Raw genomic sequence first — 16334 nt, forward strand, 5'->3', positions numbered from 1 at the left:
GGTGGCTTTTCTTCTATCCCAAGTACCCCGAAACAAAAAATAACACTGCTCACAGGCAGTGTCATTTTCCTCCAACCACTTTATTATCATGTCGCTCATTCGGACTATGCTCATCTACAATCTGTTTTAAGCTAGCGAAGCCAGGAGTAAATTTGCTGTTGGGAATCTTCTTCTTGGAAGAGAGATTTTTCGAGTAAACAGCAGTTTCGTTGCCTCTTTTCGCGAAGAACTCAGCTAATTTCATCGTATCCCACTCCTAACTAGCTCTCTTTAAGGTTTTGACCTTATTCACAAACTTGGTAACAAATCCTAATAATAACATATACGTAGTCAACCGCTCGAACTCCTGCATATTTTCGGGAGTAAATGTGTCATTCTTGTAAACGGCGACCGCAAATCCAAGCCTGAACTTACCAAAGTTCTTCACAATTGCAAATTGTTCAATATCCGTGTTTTGAATACGTCCCTTTACTTGTTTATCGGCAATTCTGCAATCCTCTTGAAGCATGGAAGACAGTAATAGCGTACGTACTGTGTCAAAATCTTTCAACTCGGTTAAGTAAAACACTTCAAACTGCTTGTCATTATTCGTAGGTACGATCCAATAACAGCATAGCTCGTCCGGTTTCAATCCATAAATCGTCTTTACTTCCATTTCAAATGCCTTCATAAACGTGATCGCGTTCGCATTAATGATAGCTGTTGATTGACCGCTGCCATCCAAACTGTAAATGGCGTTGGCCAATTCTTTCTCGCAATATTTCACTTCCATCTGGAACTCGATTTCGTTCCCTCTAATCTTGTTGCAGATGAACAAAACGATGAATACCATTCCTGCCAAAATGGCGGAATACAAGATAGACAAGCCTAGAACAGAGCCTAATGAAGCTAGTTTGTTTTCCTCATGTGGTGGTGCCAGGATAAACAGCCATTCGATCGGTTGAAACATCCACTTATGTATGACTGCTATCAAATCTGGCAGCAAACCTTTTAATAATTCAAATACGAGCCATGAGACCAGAACGAACAAGATGCCAAGAACAGAAAAAACAATCTTTACATGGCTCTGCACGAGATTCTTTAGCACCTGTAAACCTCTCCTTCTGGTAAAGTTTTACATTATTTTAACATTATATTTGGATTCTACAAATAGGAAAAAACTACCTACATTTAGGTAGTTTTTTAGGCGTCTCTATCGTAATCGTACTGACTTTTTGATTACCTATGTACTGTATCGTCTGCTGTATGATCTTGCTGTTCTCTTCGATTATCTTTAGTGGTTTAAATGAACTCAACAATTGCTTATTCCCCCTATCGGTATACTGGGTGTACTTCGTGACGAAACGCTCCCTTATTGGTCTGCCCATTTTTCACCTCTATCAAACACGAAATGCTCATCATGACCTTCATCCGTCTTGGTAATACCCCATACCTTATGCCGTTCTGATTTTGTTTAGACCCCTCTTCTAGGTGCTGCTTTTCCACTGTTAGTGACGGTTTTGTTACAAACAAGGTTGCTTCCATTGGCACAATTGACTTCCTCAATTCTTGCCATAATAAAGGATAATCCGAACGAAAAGGAGTTAGTCAGAATGAATTCAGTGATAGCGAAGAATGAAACCATTCTTTCCTATATCATTGCCATAACGCTTATCTTGCTCATGGTAGCCGCTTCCGTCATACTCGATGATCCCGAAGTGATTCTACCAGAAATAGCAGCGATGGCGATTGGCATATGGGTATACCGAGAACCGGGATGGATCAGACAACCTTCTAAAATTTTTGTGGCTCCGTCAATTACGGCTGCAATCGGATTTGCGATAAACCAAGTAGATTTTCCATATCTTGGAAAAGTCAGTATCACACTCGTACTCATGATGCTCTTTTTACGAATCATCCAATCGAATTTTGGACCATCCCTTGCCACAGGCTTATTACCTCTGGTCACGAATGCCGTTGAATGGTCTTTTATGATCTCCGTCGTCATTTTTTCCTTTCTTATCATGTTTGGCGTTCTCGCCTTCAAATGGAATGGCGGCCTGGAGAAGAAAGTGAAGATACCGTATCAGTATATGCTCGTGTTCTTGATTTTGATATTCGTGTGGATTGGTTTATGTTGGATGGCTGGTTACCCACAGTTAGCAGTTATTCCGCCCATACTCGTCGTTGTCTATGAATCTCTTCACAAGCCGATGTTCAACGGCAAGATGGCCTTTAAGCTGGGCCTCGTGTTAACCATATCAGCGACAGTCGGTACATTGCTCTACTTTGCGATTGATTCGTGGGTGATCGTCACGCTGCTAGACATGCTTTTGATGCTTGTTTTGTTACGCATCGTTGGCATGCGTGTCCCAGCCGCATACGCGTTTCCCCTGCTCCCCTTTGTCTTTCCGGTTGAAATGGTAGTCATGTTGCCCGTGGGTGCGCTCATCGCTTCTATTTTCATGTTTGGCTCCGTGCTTATGTACAAGACGTGGGAGAGAAAAAGAAATCAGCTTCATGCCCCGAGGAATTAGCCCATAATAATAGAGCCACCCATCTTTGGGTGGCTCTTATCCTTACTTCACCTTTGAGGTTACCTTTTCCACTTTGTTTTCGCCCAGTTTCACTTTGAATAGATCTTTTTTATCACGATCGGAAGCTTGATAGTCGTAAAAAAAGATGAAATCTCCTCCGATGTTTATTGCTTGACTGGAAATGCTGCCCAATGGATACAGTGGGGTTGTCTTGCCGTCCGTCATATTCATTCTGCCTACCGTATGTGCGTCCTTTATTTCTGAGATGTAGTATAGATGCTTCCCGGCGACAATGATCGGATTTTCTGCTGGAGGCAACCCTTTCTTGACGAGAGCGGTTTTCCCATCCTTTAGTCCGATTTTATAAACATCGACGACGCCTTTATCGTTTACCCATTTTGTGTAGTAAATGAAATCACCAGACAGACCGATAAGGGTCAGTTCTTTGTCTTTGCTTACGACCTTTTTTTGCGTTCCATTCCGCTTCATTTTGTATAGAAGACCACTCTTATTGGTGTAAAAAATCCAATCCTGATAGAAATAAACTTCCTCAAACTGATCAAGCAGCTTCTTTTGATTTTTGCCGTTCGTGTCCATCCTGTACAAAGGACCGTAACCGTCTGCGTAGTAGATGATATCGCCTACTACATACAATTGGTGTACGTTATTGCGATCCCCTTCCGCAAGGCTTCCACTTTTGATGACTGTTTTCGAACTGCCGTCTGTCTTGATTTTCATGAGCTCCGTCACATCTTCATACGTATCATTGATATCGAAATGGGGCATCTCAAGCTGATAGATTTCTTTCCTAGGCTTATTGCGCGTATAGTAAATCCAGTCCCCTACCACATTCAGATTATCGGCCCAATCACTGCTCAACTTTTGAAGAGAGCTTCCATCCTTTTTGATTTTGTATAAGCCATCGTTGTTATAAAAAATCCACTCTCCTTGAACGGTGACAAAGCTTCGATTTGAATTGATATTGACAGGATCGCTGCCCATAACATTTATCACTGGCTTTTTCGTTGGCGCAGTCGCCATTGTTTGTTGATGAAAACCAAAGACCACAATCAGACATACTGCCATCGCAATGCTGATCATCCATTTCCCTTTATGGTGCACCATGCATCCCTCCCGTTCATAGCCTAATATAGCCACAGCGGAGATATCCCCATTCCTATACAATCCGGCAACACTGATTTATATGTATCAAAACGATTTCACTCTGTCTACCTTTATATGGATATTCAGGAAATTTATACTCAAAACTATACAAACACATTTGAACAATGGGACGAGTTCTATTTATGATTTTCAGGAGGGATAACCGTGTCACAAGCAAATTTGCCGAATATTACTCCGACCATAACACTCACGCGTGACGACGCGATTCATTTATTATTGTCCTCTATTGCTATTGAAGAGCTAGGGTTAGGACATATCATTAACGCGGAGGGGGAAAAGCTTCAATTTATTCTGGAGACGCTTCCAGGGGTTACCGCTCCGCCAGCAACGATCAGCGATCTTTTAAATATCAACCAGAGTGTACAAACAGCCAATGTCAGTATTACCGTCATCGAGTTATTTTGAGAATAGGAGAAGCCACCCATGATGGGCGGCTTCTTCTATTCTCTATGCTAAAGGGAAATGACACGCGACTTGGCGATCCTGCCCAACCTCTATGAGCTCGGGAATCTCCTTGCTGCATCTCTCCTGCGCCATTGGACAACGAGGATGAAAACGACAACCTGACGGCGGATTGGCCGGAGAAGGTACATCCCCTTGCAGGACGATCCGCTCTTGTCGCCGATGCGGAGTAGGCTTCGGAATCGCCGACAACAATGCCGCCGTATACGGATGCAGTGGCTGTGCAAACAAGTCATCCGTTCGTGCAATCTCCACCATTTTCCCCAGGTACATCACGCCTACCCGATCAGAAATATGGCGTACCACATTCAGACCATGCGCGATAAACAGATAGGTCAGCCCCATCTCTTTTTGTAATTTCATCATCAGGTTCAAAACCTGTGACTGTACGGACACATCCAGTGCAGAAACAGCTTCATCCGCCACAATAAACCGTGGCGAGAGTGCAATCGACCGCGCAATACCGATCCGTTGCCGCTGTCCGCCAGAAAACTCATGCGGATACCGATTTCGCCTCGATGGATCGAGTCCCACCAGACTCATCAGCTCGACTACCCGCTCATCTATTTCCTTTGCAGATGCACGCAGATGAACTCGTAACGGTTCTCCAATAATATCGCTTACCAAAAATCGTGGATTCAACGAACCAAACGGGTCTTGAAAGATAATCTGCATATCCCGTCTCAGCTTCAAATTCTCTTGTCTATTCACCTGATGGATATTGGTTCCGTCAAACAGCACTTCTCCACTCGTCGCCCTTTGCAAATTCAGCACGACACGCCCCAGCGTCGACTTCCCGCAGCCGGATTCTCCTACGAGCCCAAATGTCTCCCCTGGCCGAATTCCGAAAGATACATCATCTACGGCTTTTACATGACCGATGACACGGCTCAGCAAGCCAGCCTTAATCGGAAAATACTTTCTGATATGATTTGCTTCGATCAAATATTCCCGGTTCATTGGCGGTTCACCTCTGCTTTGCTTCCAGCGACTGAATTGGCACGCTGATTTATTCTGAATAGATTGCTGACATCTTCATTCAACCAGCAAGCCACTTGTTGTCCTGTAACAACCTCGCGCAAGATGGGTTCCTCTTTTCGGCATTTGTCGATCGCATGCGGACAACGCGGGTGAAAACGGCAGCCCGTCGGCAATTGGGTAATACTCGGGATGGTGCCTTGGATCGTGTACAATTCTCCGCCGCGCTCCCCTTCAAATCCGGGGATGGACTGTAGCAGGCCAATCGTGTACGGGTGCCGGGGCTCGTCAAATATGCGTTCGACCGTTCCTTCCTCCACAATCGTCCCTGCATACATTACCGCGATACGATCCGCCATCTCTGCTGCTACCCCCATGTCATGGGTGATCAGCAAAATCGACATGCCCAATTCCTTTTGCAGCCGTCTGAGCAAATCCAAAATTTGCGCCTGAACCGTAACATCTAGAGCAGTAGTTGGCTCGTCTGCTATCAGCATTTCCGGGTTGCAGGCCAAGGCCATCGCAATGACAACACGCTGGCACATCCCTCCAGACATTTCGTGCGGGTACTGCTTCACTCGTACTTCTGGCGCCGGAATCCCAACTAACCGAAGCATCTCGATCGCTTTTTTGAACGCATCCTGCTGGCTCATATTTTGATGCAGCATCAAGCTCTCCGCAATTTGATCGCCTACCGTAAACACCGGATTGAGAGCCGACATCGGGTCTTGGAAGATCATCGCGATTTTGTTCCCGCGAATGTGCATCATTTCATCCAAGTCCTTTGCGGCCAGATCCTGACCGTGAAACATGACATTCCCACTCTGAATAAATCCGCCCGCATAATCAATCAATCGCATGACCGCAAGTGACGTCACACTTTTTCCACTACCGGATTCCCCTACCAAGCACACCGTCTGTCCTTTGCCAACGTTGATGCTCACTCGATCCGTGGCCTTGACCGTGCCGTCATCCGTAAAGAAGCAAGTGGTCAAATTTTTTATTTCGAGGATGTTACGTTCCACTTGTTCAGCCTCCTTTTCGGGTTCTTCTTTTTCTTCCGTGGGTCGAATGCATCGCGAATGCCGTCTCCGACGAAGTTAACCGCGAGCACCACGAGTAAAATACAAAGACCAGGATAAAGTGCTTGCAAAGGATCGACCAGCATGAATTCCTGTGCCTTGCTCAGCATTAATCCCCAGCTTGTTTGAGGCGGTTGAATCCCCAAGCCTAAATAAGAAAGACCTGACTCTGACAGAATGGCCGAACCAACCATGAGAGTCGCGTACACAATGATCGGAGCCATTGCATTACGTATCAGGTGACGCGTAATAATGCCCCAGTGTGAAACGCCGATCGCTCTCGCTGCTTCCACATACTGCATTTCCCGTAGCTGCAAGAACTGTCCGCGCACTAGACGTGCCACACTTGTCCAGCTCGTCAGCGACAAAATCAGGATCATGTAGATAAATTCCGCACCGAAGAGAGCCAGAACCAGAATGTTAAAGAACAGACTCGGAATGGAGTTCATCACGTCAACGAGACGCATGAAGCAGGTATCGATCCAGCCGCCGAAATAACCAGAAATCGCTCCAATCAGCGTCCCGATGACAACCGCAGCAAAAGCAACGCTGAAGCCGACCAGCATAGACACCCGGCTGCTATGAATGAGGCGGGACAAAATATCACGACCGAGCTCGTCTGTTCCGAGCACATGCCCTTCTGTTCCAGGAGGCAGGTTGGTAATCATAAAATCAATCTTTGCCGGATCATGCGGTGCGACCCAATCGGCAAACACAGCAATTCCAATAAAAAACAGGAGTACGATTAAGCCACTAACGGCATACGGGTTCCGCATAAATTTTTTGCCGGCGGTTGTCCAGAGTCCAGGAGGTTTTTGTCCAACGGGATTCGTCGGAAGCTGCCCTCCTGTCCGATTCGTTTCAACGACAGTGTCATCCTGAAGCTGTACTTGACTCATGCTGCCCTGCCTCCTTTACGTCCAAGCTGCACGCGTGGATCAACCAGTGCGTAAATTAAATCGGCAAGCAGGTTTCCGATAATCACCATCAGTGAAATCAGCAACGTGATCGACATCAACACAGAATACTCACGCGCTACAGCCATTTCCACAAACAGACGCCCCATGCCTGGCCAGTTAAATACACTCTCAGTCAATGCTGCACCTGCTACCAAAGTCGGCAAATCCAATCCGATGATCGTCACAACAGGAATTAGTGCGTTCCGCAGAGCATGGCGGAAAATAACGCGTCTTTCCTTCATCCCTTTGGCACGTGCCGTCCGAATATAGTCCTGCTCCAAAACCTCCAGCATACTAGCACGTGTATATTTGACATAGGCTGCAATGTTCACCAGTGTTAACACCGTAACAGGTAGAATCAAGTGCAATATGAGGTCGCTTACTTGTCCCTCTTTCCCCATCGTGTACATGTCAGATAATGGGAGCAGATTCAGCTGCATCGCAAAATACTGCTGTAGCATAATCCCAAACCAGAAGGTCGGCATCGCAAATCCGAGATAGGCAACAATGGAGGCGATCTGGTCAGACAGACCGTATTGCTTTGTGCTGTTGTAGATTCCCCACGGGATGGCGATCAGCATGGAAAGCCCCCACGCTACAGACATGAGCACAAACGTATTCCAGACCGTCGGCCATAAAATATCACCAACCGGAACGTTATTTTTAAAGGTATGGCCCAAATCTCCCTGCAACAAATTTCCAACCCATTTCATGTATTGAATGTAGACTGGCTGATCCAACCCCATATTTTTCATCTGGATGAGTTGTGCTTCTGGGGACATTCCCGGTGAGAGCATGACTTTTAAGGGTCCCCCCGGTGCTGCATGCATCAGTCCGAACGAAACCACGGTGATCAAAAATAAGACAAGCACAGCTTGTAGTACGCGGCGTACCAAATATTCAGTCAATCCAGCATCCTCCTTTCGTTTGAAAGGGGAAGGGACATAAGGCTGCCCTTCCCCCTTTTCCTATTGCTAACCACTACCAGCCGAGCTTATTTTTTGGTATCGTCGATCCACCAGTTCAGGAAGCCAAAGGTCTCCCCATATGGAATCATGGATACTGGTTTAAACTCATCCTTATATTTGACGCGAGAAGTCATGCCTCGTGGCGTTCCGTACTGATACATGAATACGTATGGCAGGTTCGTCGAGATTTCTTTTCCGACTTCTTTATAGATCGCTGCACGCTCCTCTTGTTTCACCGTGGATACAGCTTTTTCCCACAGCGCATCCAGCTTCGGATTGTCGTACCAGCCAGCGTTGTTGCCAGGCGGGAATGCCTTTTTCCCGAAAGTAGAAATGCCATCCGGATCTGGGTCAGACAATTGCCAGCCGAGTAACAGAACCTGGAATTTACCAGGGTTGGCATACTGATCGACAAGAGCCGAGAAGTCTAATGCTTTTGGCTTCGCTTCAATTCCGATCTCTTTCAGGTTTTGCTGAATAACGACGGCTGCCTGCTCACGACGACTGTTCCCCGAGTTGAAAATGAATTCAAAGGAGAAACGATTGCCGTCTTTGGCAAGAATTCCATCTGCCCCGGCTACCCATCCGTCTTCTTTCAGCAGTTGTTTTGCTTTCTCTACACTATATTCGTAATGGACTGCTGCATCGCCCGGATCTGCCCATGTACCTGGCAGGAACGGTGCATCCATAATTTTTCCGGTTCCTTTCAAGATATTGTCGATAATACCTTGACGATTGATTGCGTGGGCAATGGCCTGACGCGTTTTTTGACCTTCAAACAACCCGTAGTTGTTGGGGAAGTTCTTCTTGTCAAAGTTGAAGGCAAAGTATTCATAGCTAGGACCTGGCTCCGTCGAAATGTTGATCGTCCCTTTCGCCTTCACCGCTTCGAGCTGCGTGACAGGAATGGAATCTACCAAGTCAACGTCGCCTTTCATCAGAGCCTGTACTTGTGTGTTTTGATCCGCATAGATTTTGTAAACAACCTTTTGAATATGCGGCTTCTTTTCACCCCAGTAATTTGGGTTAGCATCTAGCACATGGAATTCCTTTTGTTTCCACTCTGACCATTTGTACGGTCCGGAAGTAGGTGTCTTGGCTGGATCTTTTCCGTAAGAATGTGCTTGCAAGTCTTTAAACGGTACATCTTTCAACACGTGGGCTGGTGCCAACTTTTGCATTAATCCAAAAGCAAACGGAGCGTACAATTGAGTCAATTTGATTTCTACGGTGTAATCATCCAGTTTTTTCATCTCTTTCACTTTGTCGTATTTCGTAATTTCTGGTGATCCAGTCTCAGGAGTTTTAATGGCATTAATGGTAAAAATCAGGTCGTCAGCCGTAATTGGCGTTCCATCGGACCATTTCGCATTATTCTTCATCTTGATTGTATAGGTGAGGCCATCCTCGCTTATTTTCGGCAACTCGGCTGCGAGGGACCAAGGGTAAACTGCTAAATCAAAAGACGGGTTCCGATTGTACAAATACGCCTGGGTGTACTCCATAACGTCGCCAGATGCTGTGTCGTTTCCAAAAATCGGATTGATCGTGACGATGTCAGACGTGGTAGAATGCGTGAACGTTCCACCGTCTATTGGCTTCTCATCGTCCGTACTGGTCGCCTGAGGAGCCACCTGCTCCACCGGTTTTTGTGTTGGTGCTGGTGTTCCTGGCGAAGCATTGTTCCCGCTTGAGCAACCGACCAACAGCGCGCCGGTTAACGAGAGCAACGCCAACGGCTTCAACCAACCTTTCCCTTTTTTCAAATCATTTCCCCCTCTTTCATGTGTTTTCAAGCCTTTTCCATAACGGGAAATACATCCCAAGACTTGTCTTTTTAATATTAAATAATTTTCTGTTATTTGAAAATATTTTCCCTTTAAAAGATTTAAAAAAATCTGATGATTTTATATTCCTTTATAAACCTTAATAACTCCCCCTTCTAAAAAAGGGGGAGCGAACATGTCTGCCCTACACAGTTTGGAACTGCAACAGTTCACGTACAATGCTTAGCGCCTTATCGATATCCGCTGTCTTAATACCGGAATGAGTCACCGCTCGAATTCTGCCGTGACCGAGCTCGGCTACGCGCAGCCCATGGGCTTGCGCTGCTTCTACGAAGGTCTGCCACGTATGGACTGGGTGTTCAATCCGGAAGAACACAATATTGGTTTCTACATCCTCCACATGAGTCACGATTCCTGGAATCTCCGCCAGACCATGTGCCAGGCGAAGGGCGTTTGCGTGATCGACTGCCAATCGATCTGTCATCTGCTGCAAGGCAACCAGGCCTGGTGCTGCAATAATCCCTGCCTGGCGCATACCGCCACCCAGCATTTTGCGAAGACGATACACTTTCTGAATCAAGTCTTCTGTTCCCACAACAAGGGAACCAATCGGTGCTGACAACCCTTTCGACAGACATATTTGCAAGGAATCCGCATAACGCGCAATCTCAGCCGCATCCACGTCAAGAGCAACTGCCGCATTGAACAAGCGTGCACCGTCCATATGAACGGGCACAGCCTTTTCGTTTGCAAATGCGCGAACCTCTTCCAAGTAAGACAGCGGTAGGACACGTCCCCCCATCCGGTTATGCGGGTTTTCCAGGCAGATCAAGGAAGGCAATGCGAATTGTGGATCTTCAGGCTCCAATGGAAATACCCGCTCCATATCAGCGATGTCCAACCTTCCGTCTGGCTGCGTCGGAATCGGTTCGTACATAATGCCGCCACACACAGCCGCGCCACCCGCTTCATAGATGTAAATGTCGGTCTCATTGCCTACAATGACTTTGGAACCGCGCGGACAATGTGCCATTAAGGATGCCAGATTAGCCATCGTTCCACTCGGCATGAGAATGGCTGCCTCTTTGCCAAGCTTTCGGGCTGCTTCTTGCTCCAATTGGCGAACCGTAGGATCTTCCCCATACACATCGTCACCGAGTACCGCCTCTTGAATGGCATCCATCATCTGACTTGTCGGCAAAGTGAATGTATCGCTTCTCAATTCGATCACTGGTTTCATACCCCACTCTCCAAATGCTGACCTACTTGTACTTTCAGGCTGTCTTTCACCTGCTGGATCAGCTCAGCGGTCTCGCTGTAATGCTTGCCTTCCACGATGACATAGCCGAGACGATGCGAGAAGTTTTGCGGAGGCCAGACGCTTTGACCGATTTTTGCATGAACGGCCACTTCAGCTATCCCTGGCAGGTTACGAACGGTATCCATTCCATGCATCCCGCTAAAGGTCCCCTGACTCTCCGACACGAGAAAATGAATGCCTGCATAGCGTTGCTCTTTGATGGTTTGAGACAATTCTGGCGCAAGTCCTGCCGCACACCGAATCTGTTGCAAAAGCAGATCAATCCCTGTTGAACGGCGAACCAGCTCTGGAATCATTCCACCGGCAAGCCTTGCGTTGACTTCGATGACAACACAACCTGCTGATGTCCACTTCACTTCAGTATGGGCAGCACCGAATTGGTAGTTCACCGCCGCTAATGCCCTTTCCACTGTTCGCTCGATCTCCTGTTTCTCTTCTGTCGACAGCGGTGCAGGGAAAATATGCCCTGCTTCCACGAAAAATGGATATCCCGTTAACCGTTTCTGGGTAATGCCGATGACAAAGCATTGTCCCTGCCAAGAGAACGTCTCCACGCTAAATTCAGGGCCCTCGACATACTGCTCCAGAAGAACTGTTCGAGCTGTCTCCTGGCCGCGCGCATTGTACTTGATCGCAAGGATTTCCGCTGCCATATGCTCCACTTCCTCCCAGCTAAAGCACAGCCTTACGTTATTCGACCCGCTATCGTCAGCGGGCTTCACCACGCAGGGCAGAGAAATGGAAGACCGTGCTTCCATCAATGCCTTCATAGAGCCTATTGCCACAAATTCAGGCTGAGTCACTTGATGACCCTGAAGCTTCTCTCGGAAAACCGCTTTATTGCGGCAGGCCTCAATCGCCGCCAGTGAATTGCCTGTCCAACCGAATTTTCGGGCCAGCTTGGCTACCGATTCGAGGTAATAGTCGCTTGTTGACATGATTCCGGCAATCTCTCTGCCTTCCTTAATCACTTGTGCTACACTGTCAGTCAGCTCTGCTTGGGAATTCGTATCTGTCACGACTACGTGACACTCCAACTCATTCAAACCGTGGTAGCGTTCAGGCTTTTCTGTGAAAAATATGGGCGTAAACCCCAATTCGCGCGCTTTTTTAATCGCGAGCATACCTGTCCCCGTCGTATTTGCTTCAACGAACAGAAAGTGTTTGTTCATTCGGATACATCCCCATCAATTTGGAATAGGACCAACTAGTCACGACTGTCTTTGGTTCCACACATTGAGGCGTGTCTCGCAGGTTCGTTTGCATCAGACCCTTGCTCTCCCGGTAGGAGTGGCTATAGATCGTATCGACATAACGATCCCCTCTATCTGGCAATATAGCAACGATATTGCATTCACTCTCGACTTGGCTCGCTAACCAGTTGGCTACGGCGTACACGGAACCTGAACTGTTGCCAGCAAAAATATGCTCATTACGGGCCAAGCGTAGCGTAGCCGCAAATGCCTCAGCATCGTTCAGCCAATGCACTTCATCGATCATGGAAAAATCTACATTCTTAGCGACCAAGCTGTTTCCCAAGCCACCTTGTAGACGTGTCGGCTGATCGGGCTGTCCGAATATCACACTCCCCGCTGCATCAACCGCCACGACTCGCAGCTCCTTATAATGACGCTTCAGTTCTCTGGCTGTCCCGGACAGGGAGCCTCCGCTGCCAACTGCACCAACAAGCACATCAATTCGTTCAAGGTCTTGCATCAACTCGGATGCCAGCGCAGCATATGCACGCGGATTTTCCGGATTATCGTATTGTCGAGGCCAAAACGCTCCTGGATACTCCCTCATTAATTCTTGGAGTCGTTCCAGTCTGGCGCTTTGCCACCCTTGTTTCCCCATCTGCGAAACCACATGAACATGGCAGCCAAGCGAGGTCAACTTGGCATAGGTAATCGGGTCAATTCTCGGATCAGTCACGATGTGTACATCATGCCCCAACTGACGCCCAACCAAGGCCAAGCCGCAAGCCAACGTTCCTGACGAGCTCTCGATAATCGGCATGCCCTCCTGAAGTTCTCCCGACTGTATCGCGGCCAAGACCGATTGCCTGGCTACACGATCCTTCATACCGAACGGATTCATTAACTCGAGCTTTGCAAATACGGAGCCCACTGCCTTTTCATCAAGTCTCAGCTTGACCAATGGGGTATCCCCAATCGTATCTGCCAACTGTTCATACCGCATCTACGCTCACATCCTTCCCTTGCTTGCCAGAAAGCAACCTCTTCATTACCCTCCCCCGCCTTTCTTCGATCGCCTGTAATTCCCCTTGTCGATCCTGCCACTCCCGTTGCAGCTTCTCTGCATGCTCCCTCTGTGCTGTCAGCATCTGCTGCACTTCCTCCGGGTTCGTGGAGCCCGTTGATTTCTTTGCGTACAAGCCGCCCTGCACATCGAAGGAAGCAGCGAGGAGTGCAGCCGTGTCCGGTACTTGAAAGCCTGCTTCCGCGCAAGCTTCATAGAGTAACCGTGGATCTCCCGGCTCCGGCGATACACCATGTTCCAGTGCACGAACGATGTATCTGCCTGCGATTACCTGTGCTGTGCGATACGGAATCTCATGCTCCAACGTCAGCAAATTCGCAAGAGTAAATCCTCCAAAGAAGTCCCGTTTACATATATGGAGCAAACGATCCTCATTGAATTGCAAATGATCGATCACCGCTTTTAACAGGCGCAGCAACGTTTTGCTTTGTTGAAACAACGTCAGAAGATGAGTGCCTGCCTCTTTGGACGTCTCTACCAAATTCGTGAAAGCTGTATTGCGCTGACCTAGCACCATATCCATATAAAATCCGGTTAGATGCGCACTCTTTCCCCGGATACGCTCCAGGATCGGGAAGTTTCTTTTCTGTGGCATGGCAGAAGATATTCCGGATAGCTCATCCGGCAATTGGAGGAAGTTCATTTCGCTGCTGCCCCATTGAATCAAATCTGTTGTAAATCGGGAGATCAATACTGAGAAGGTGGACAGCTCTCCTGCCATTCTCAAAACCCATTCCCGAGACGCAACTGCCGACAACGCACTCATTCGAGGCTGTCGGAACCCAAGCAGCTTGGACAACCGTTGACGGTCCCACGGCAGTTCTACCCCAGCCATGGCCCCTGCCCCAAGCGGGCATTGATTCATGTCGTCATAAATTTGTATCCATCGATTCATGGCTTGCAAGAATTCACTGTTAATAGAGGAAAGATAGAATCCAGGGGTAATCAATTGTGCGGATTGGTAGTGTGTGTATCCTGGCATGGGGACAGAACGATATTGATTAGCGAGTGTATGCATTGATTGAATAAGCTGTCCCAATTCTCCCATCGTCTCCAGCCATTGTGCACGACCAAACATCACCTGGGCGCACGCTTGGACATCATTGCGACTGCGATCCATATGCCAACACGGTACCGGTCTCGGGAGCAAGCCTTCAATATAACGCTCGAGGGCAAAAGAGATATCAGACATGTTCTGTCCGGGGTCAGGAGCGATTGTTTCTGGTGTAGCGCCCTGAAGTGCTTTTGCGATAGGCAAAGCGTCTTGTCGTGTAATCAAGCCCATTCTGACATATTCCAACAGCATGGCGAATTCAATCTGAATGTACCCTGGCAGCAAATGATCGACTTCATATTTGAACTGTGGTTCCAATACTTCATCATGCAAGAGGCGGCTTGGTGTCGAAGCAATTCTGCCCGTTAATTTTACACTCATGCAAAAATACACCTCGCTTCCGACAGAGTAACGATCGAACCAGGAGTTGCCCTAAAGAGAGATACCTCCTGATTTCTGTTCCGCATAATCGTAGTGATGTTCTTTTTTCATTCTCAAGTGTGGATTCATCCACATGAGAACCACAATAAGAAGTCCCGCTCCGCCAATGATTCCAAATATCGTAAAGATGGAAACAAGACCAGTAGTCAGACCTACCAGGAAGACGGAGACTGGCATGGCGCACATAACCATTACATTGATCAAGCTCGATGCTCTTCCCAAGACTTCTTTGGGCACCATCAAGGTGATCAACGTACTCATTTTGATATTGACGAATGCCGAGCCTATCCCGTTCACGAATACACATATGACTTGCCAAACAAGTGGAATGCCGAAAGCAAACATTCCGATTCCGATACTGAACAGACTAATGCCGCAGCAAATGTAAATAATCGCATCATATCGATTCAAATAATTAATACATAGCGACCCAAGCATAATCCCGATAAAAAAGCTGATCTCGAGCATGGCCAATTCAATAACATTGGTAACGACCAGTGGCAGCAGGATCGCTTCTGGAGCCGTCAAAAAATTGAGGATGGTAAAATAAATCATGCAGTTTCGCAAAAAATCATGCTTCGTAATCGCATGGATTCCATCCTTCAAATCCGTCATGATCATCCTTGCTGTAAACTCACTGACAGTAGATAGGACAAGCTCCCTCTCGTTTATCCATAAAATAATCAGTGCCCCTAACAAATAGGTGACGACATTCAAAATAAAAGCATATTCCATTCCAAACGCGATCAACCCCGCTGCCAATGCCGGAGCCGCCAAACTGACAATCGTTTGAATCATCTGCGATAAACTTTGGGCTTGCGTCATATGTTGTTCGGGAACCAGCGTCCGTATCGCTACCGTGAGTGCTGGCCTGAAGAAGGCACTAACCGTAGTTAGCAAAACGGCAATGGTGATCAGTACAGCAGGATGCAGCCTGTTAAACAAGAACAACAAGACGATGCATAATAGGAGCGCAGCTCTCAATAAATGGGAAACAACCATGATCCTCTTTTTATTTCCTCGATCAACAAAAACGCCCGCGAACAATCCGAATACGATCAATGGAATGGTCTCCGCTGCCAATAAAACCGACATTAACAAAGGACTTTCCGTCAAAACCTTCATTAGCCAAATAAGCGCTAATCGATACACTCCATCTCCCATATTCGAGACAAATTGCGAAAAGATTAAATAGCGATAACTTTTCAAGCTCAGCAAAGCCCGAAAAGATACCTTTTCATTAACGCTTATTGGCTGTTCCATCTCGATCATCCACTCCCAATACGAACGGAATCATTTTT

The 16334-nt window shown here is 47.3% G+C and carries 15 protein-coding genes; 2 read left to right on the forward strand and 13 right to left on the reverse strand.

The features are described from left to right. Positions 1–61 precede the first annotated feature (61 nt). Together AB432_RS26800 and AB432_RS26805 are read right to left on the reverse strand one after the other, a co-directional pair. Positions 62–244: a hypothetical protein gene (locus AB432_RS26800; protein ID WP_007723975.1), complete on the reverse strand. Its 183-nt coding sequence runs from the start codon at positions 242–244 to the stop codon at positions 62–64. A gap of 12 nt (positions 245–256) precedes the next feature. Beyond that, the gene (locus tag AB432_RS26805; protein WP_015893411.1) at positions 257–1087 is read right to left on the reverse strand and encodes a hypothetical protein; all 831 of its coding nucleotides are present in this window, start codon (positions 1085–1087) and stop codon (positions 257–259) included. Between the two features lie 505 nt (positions 1088–1592). Here AB432_RS26805 and AB432_RS26815 point away from each other — a divergent pair. Further along, the gene (locus tag AB432_RS26815; RefSeq protein WP_048034897.1) at positions 1593–2516 is read left to right on the forward strand and encodes a hypothetical protein; all 924 of its coding nucleotides are present in this window, start codon (positions 1593–1595) and stop codon (positions 2514–2516) included. A gap of 42 nt (positions 2517–2558) precedes the next feature. Here the strand turns inward: AB432_RS26815 and AB432_RS26820 are convergent, their stop codons facing one another. Next, positions 2559–3641 carry a DUF5050 domain-containing protein gene (locus AB432_RS26820; RefSeq protein WP_048034898.1) on the reverse strand — a complete coding sequence of 361 codons (1083 nt, stop codon included), beginning with the start codon at positions 3639–3641 and terminating at the stop codon, positions 2559–2561. Between the two features lie 204 nt (positions 3642–3845). Here AB432_RS26820 and AB432_RS26825 point away from each other — a divergent pair, with 204 nt between their 5' ends. Next, a complete protein-coding gene (locus tag AB432_RS26825; protein ID WP_048034899.1) occupies positions 3846–4106 on the forward strand; it encodes an alpha-helical endospore appendage domain-containing protein in 261 nt (86 codons plus the stop codon). Between the two features lie 42 nt (positions 4107–4148). Here the strand turns inward: AB432_RS26825 and AB432_RS26830 are convergent, their stop codons facing one another. From AB432_RS26830 to AB432_RS26875, 10 genes are all read right to left on the reverse strand, one after another. Beyond that, entirely contained in the window at positions 4149–5123 is a 975-nt protein-coding gene (locus tag AB432_RS26830; protein WP_048034900.1) for an ABC transporter ATP-binding protein, read from the reverse strand. Next, positions 5120–6166: an ABC transporter ATP-binding protein gene (locus tag AB432_RS26835; RefSeq protein WP_048034901.1), complete on the reverse strand. Its 1047-nt coding sequence runs from the start codon at positions 6164–6166 to the stop codon at positions 5120–5122. The genes AB432_RS26830 and AB432_RS26835 overlap by 4 nt, the downstream gene beginning before the upstream one ends. Then, a complete protein-coding gene (locus tag AB432_RS26840; RefSeq protein WP_048034902.1) occupies positions 6142–7122 on the reverse strand; it encodes an ABC transporter permease in 981 nt (326 codons plus the stop codon). Before AB432_RS26840 ends, AB432_RS26835 begins: the two co-directional genes overlap by 25 nt. Further along, a complete protein-coding gene (locus AB432_RS26845; protein ID WP_016741862.1) occupies positions 7119–8090 on the reverse strand; it encodes an ABC transporter permease in 972 nt (323 codons plus the stop codon). Before AB432_RS26845 ends, AB432_RS26840 begins: the two co-directional genes overlap by 4 nt. Before the next feature lie 86 nt (positions 8091–8176). After that, the gene (locus AB432_RS26850; RefSeq protein WP_048034903.1) at positions 8177–9916 is read right to left on the reverse strand and encodes a peptide-binding protein; all 1740 of its coding nucleotides are present in this window, start codon (positions 9914–9916) and stop codon (positions 8177–8179) included. A gap of 205 nt (positions 9917–10121) precedes the next feature. Then, on the reverse strand, positions 10122–11177 hold the full coding sequence (gene ltaE, locus AB432_RS26855) for a low-specificity L-threonine aldolase (RefSeq protein WP_048034904.1): 1056 nt from the start codon (positions 11175–11177) through the stop codon (positions 10122–10124). After that, on the reverse strand, positions 11174–12430 hold the full coding sequence (locus AB432_RS26860; protein ID WP_048034905.1) for an ATP-grasp domain-containing protein: 1257 nt from the start codon (positions 12428–12430) through the stop codon (positions 11174–11176). The genes ltaE and AB432_RS26860 overlap by 4 nt, the downstream gene beginning before the upstream one ends. Next, the gene (locus tag AB432_RS26865; RefSeq protein ID WP_048034906.1) at positions 12405–13457 is read right to left on the reverse strand and encodes a PLP-dependent cysteine synthase family protein; all 1053 of its coding nucleotides are present in this window, start codon (positions 13455–13457) and stop codon (positions 12405–12407) included. The genes AB432_RS26860 and AB432_RS26865 overlap by 26 nt, the downstream gene beginning before the upstream one ends. Further along, positions 13447–14973: an argininosuccinate lyase gene (locus AB432_RS26870; protein ID WP_048034907.1), complete on the reverse strand. Its 1527-nt coding sequence runs from the start codon at positions 14971–14973 to the stop codon at positions 13447–13449. Before AB432_RS26870 ends, AB432_RS26865 begins: the two co-directional genes overlap by 11 nt. Positions 14974–15024: 51 nt before the next feature. Beyond that, positions 15025–16296: an MFS transporter gene (locus tag AB432_RS26875; protein WP_048034908.1), complete on the reverse strand. Its 1272-nt coding sequence runs from the start codon at positions 16294–16296 to the stop codon at positions 15025–15027. Positions 16297–16334 lie beyond the last annotated feature (38 nt).

It is taken from the genome of Brevibacillus brevis (assembly GCF_001039275.2).
GTDB classification, from domain to species: Bacteria; Bacillota; Bacilli; order Brevibacillales; family Brevibacillaceae; genus Brevibacillus; species Brevibacillus brevis_C.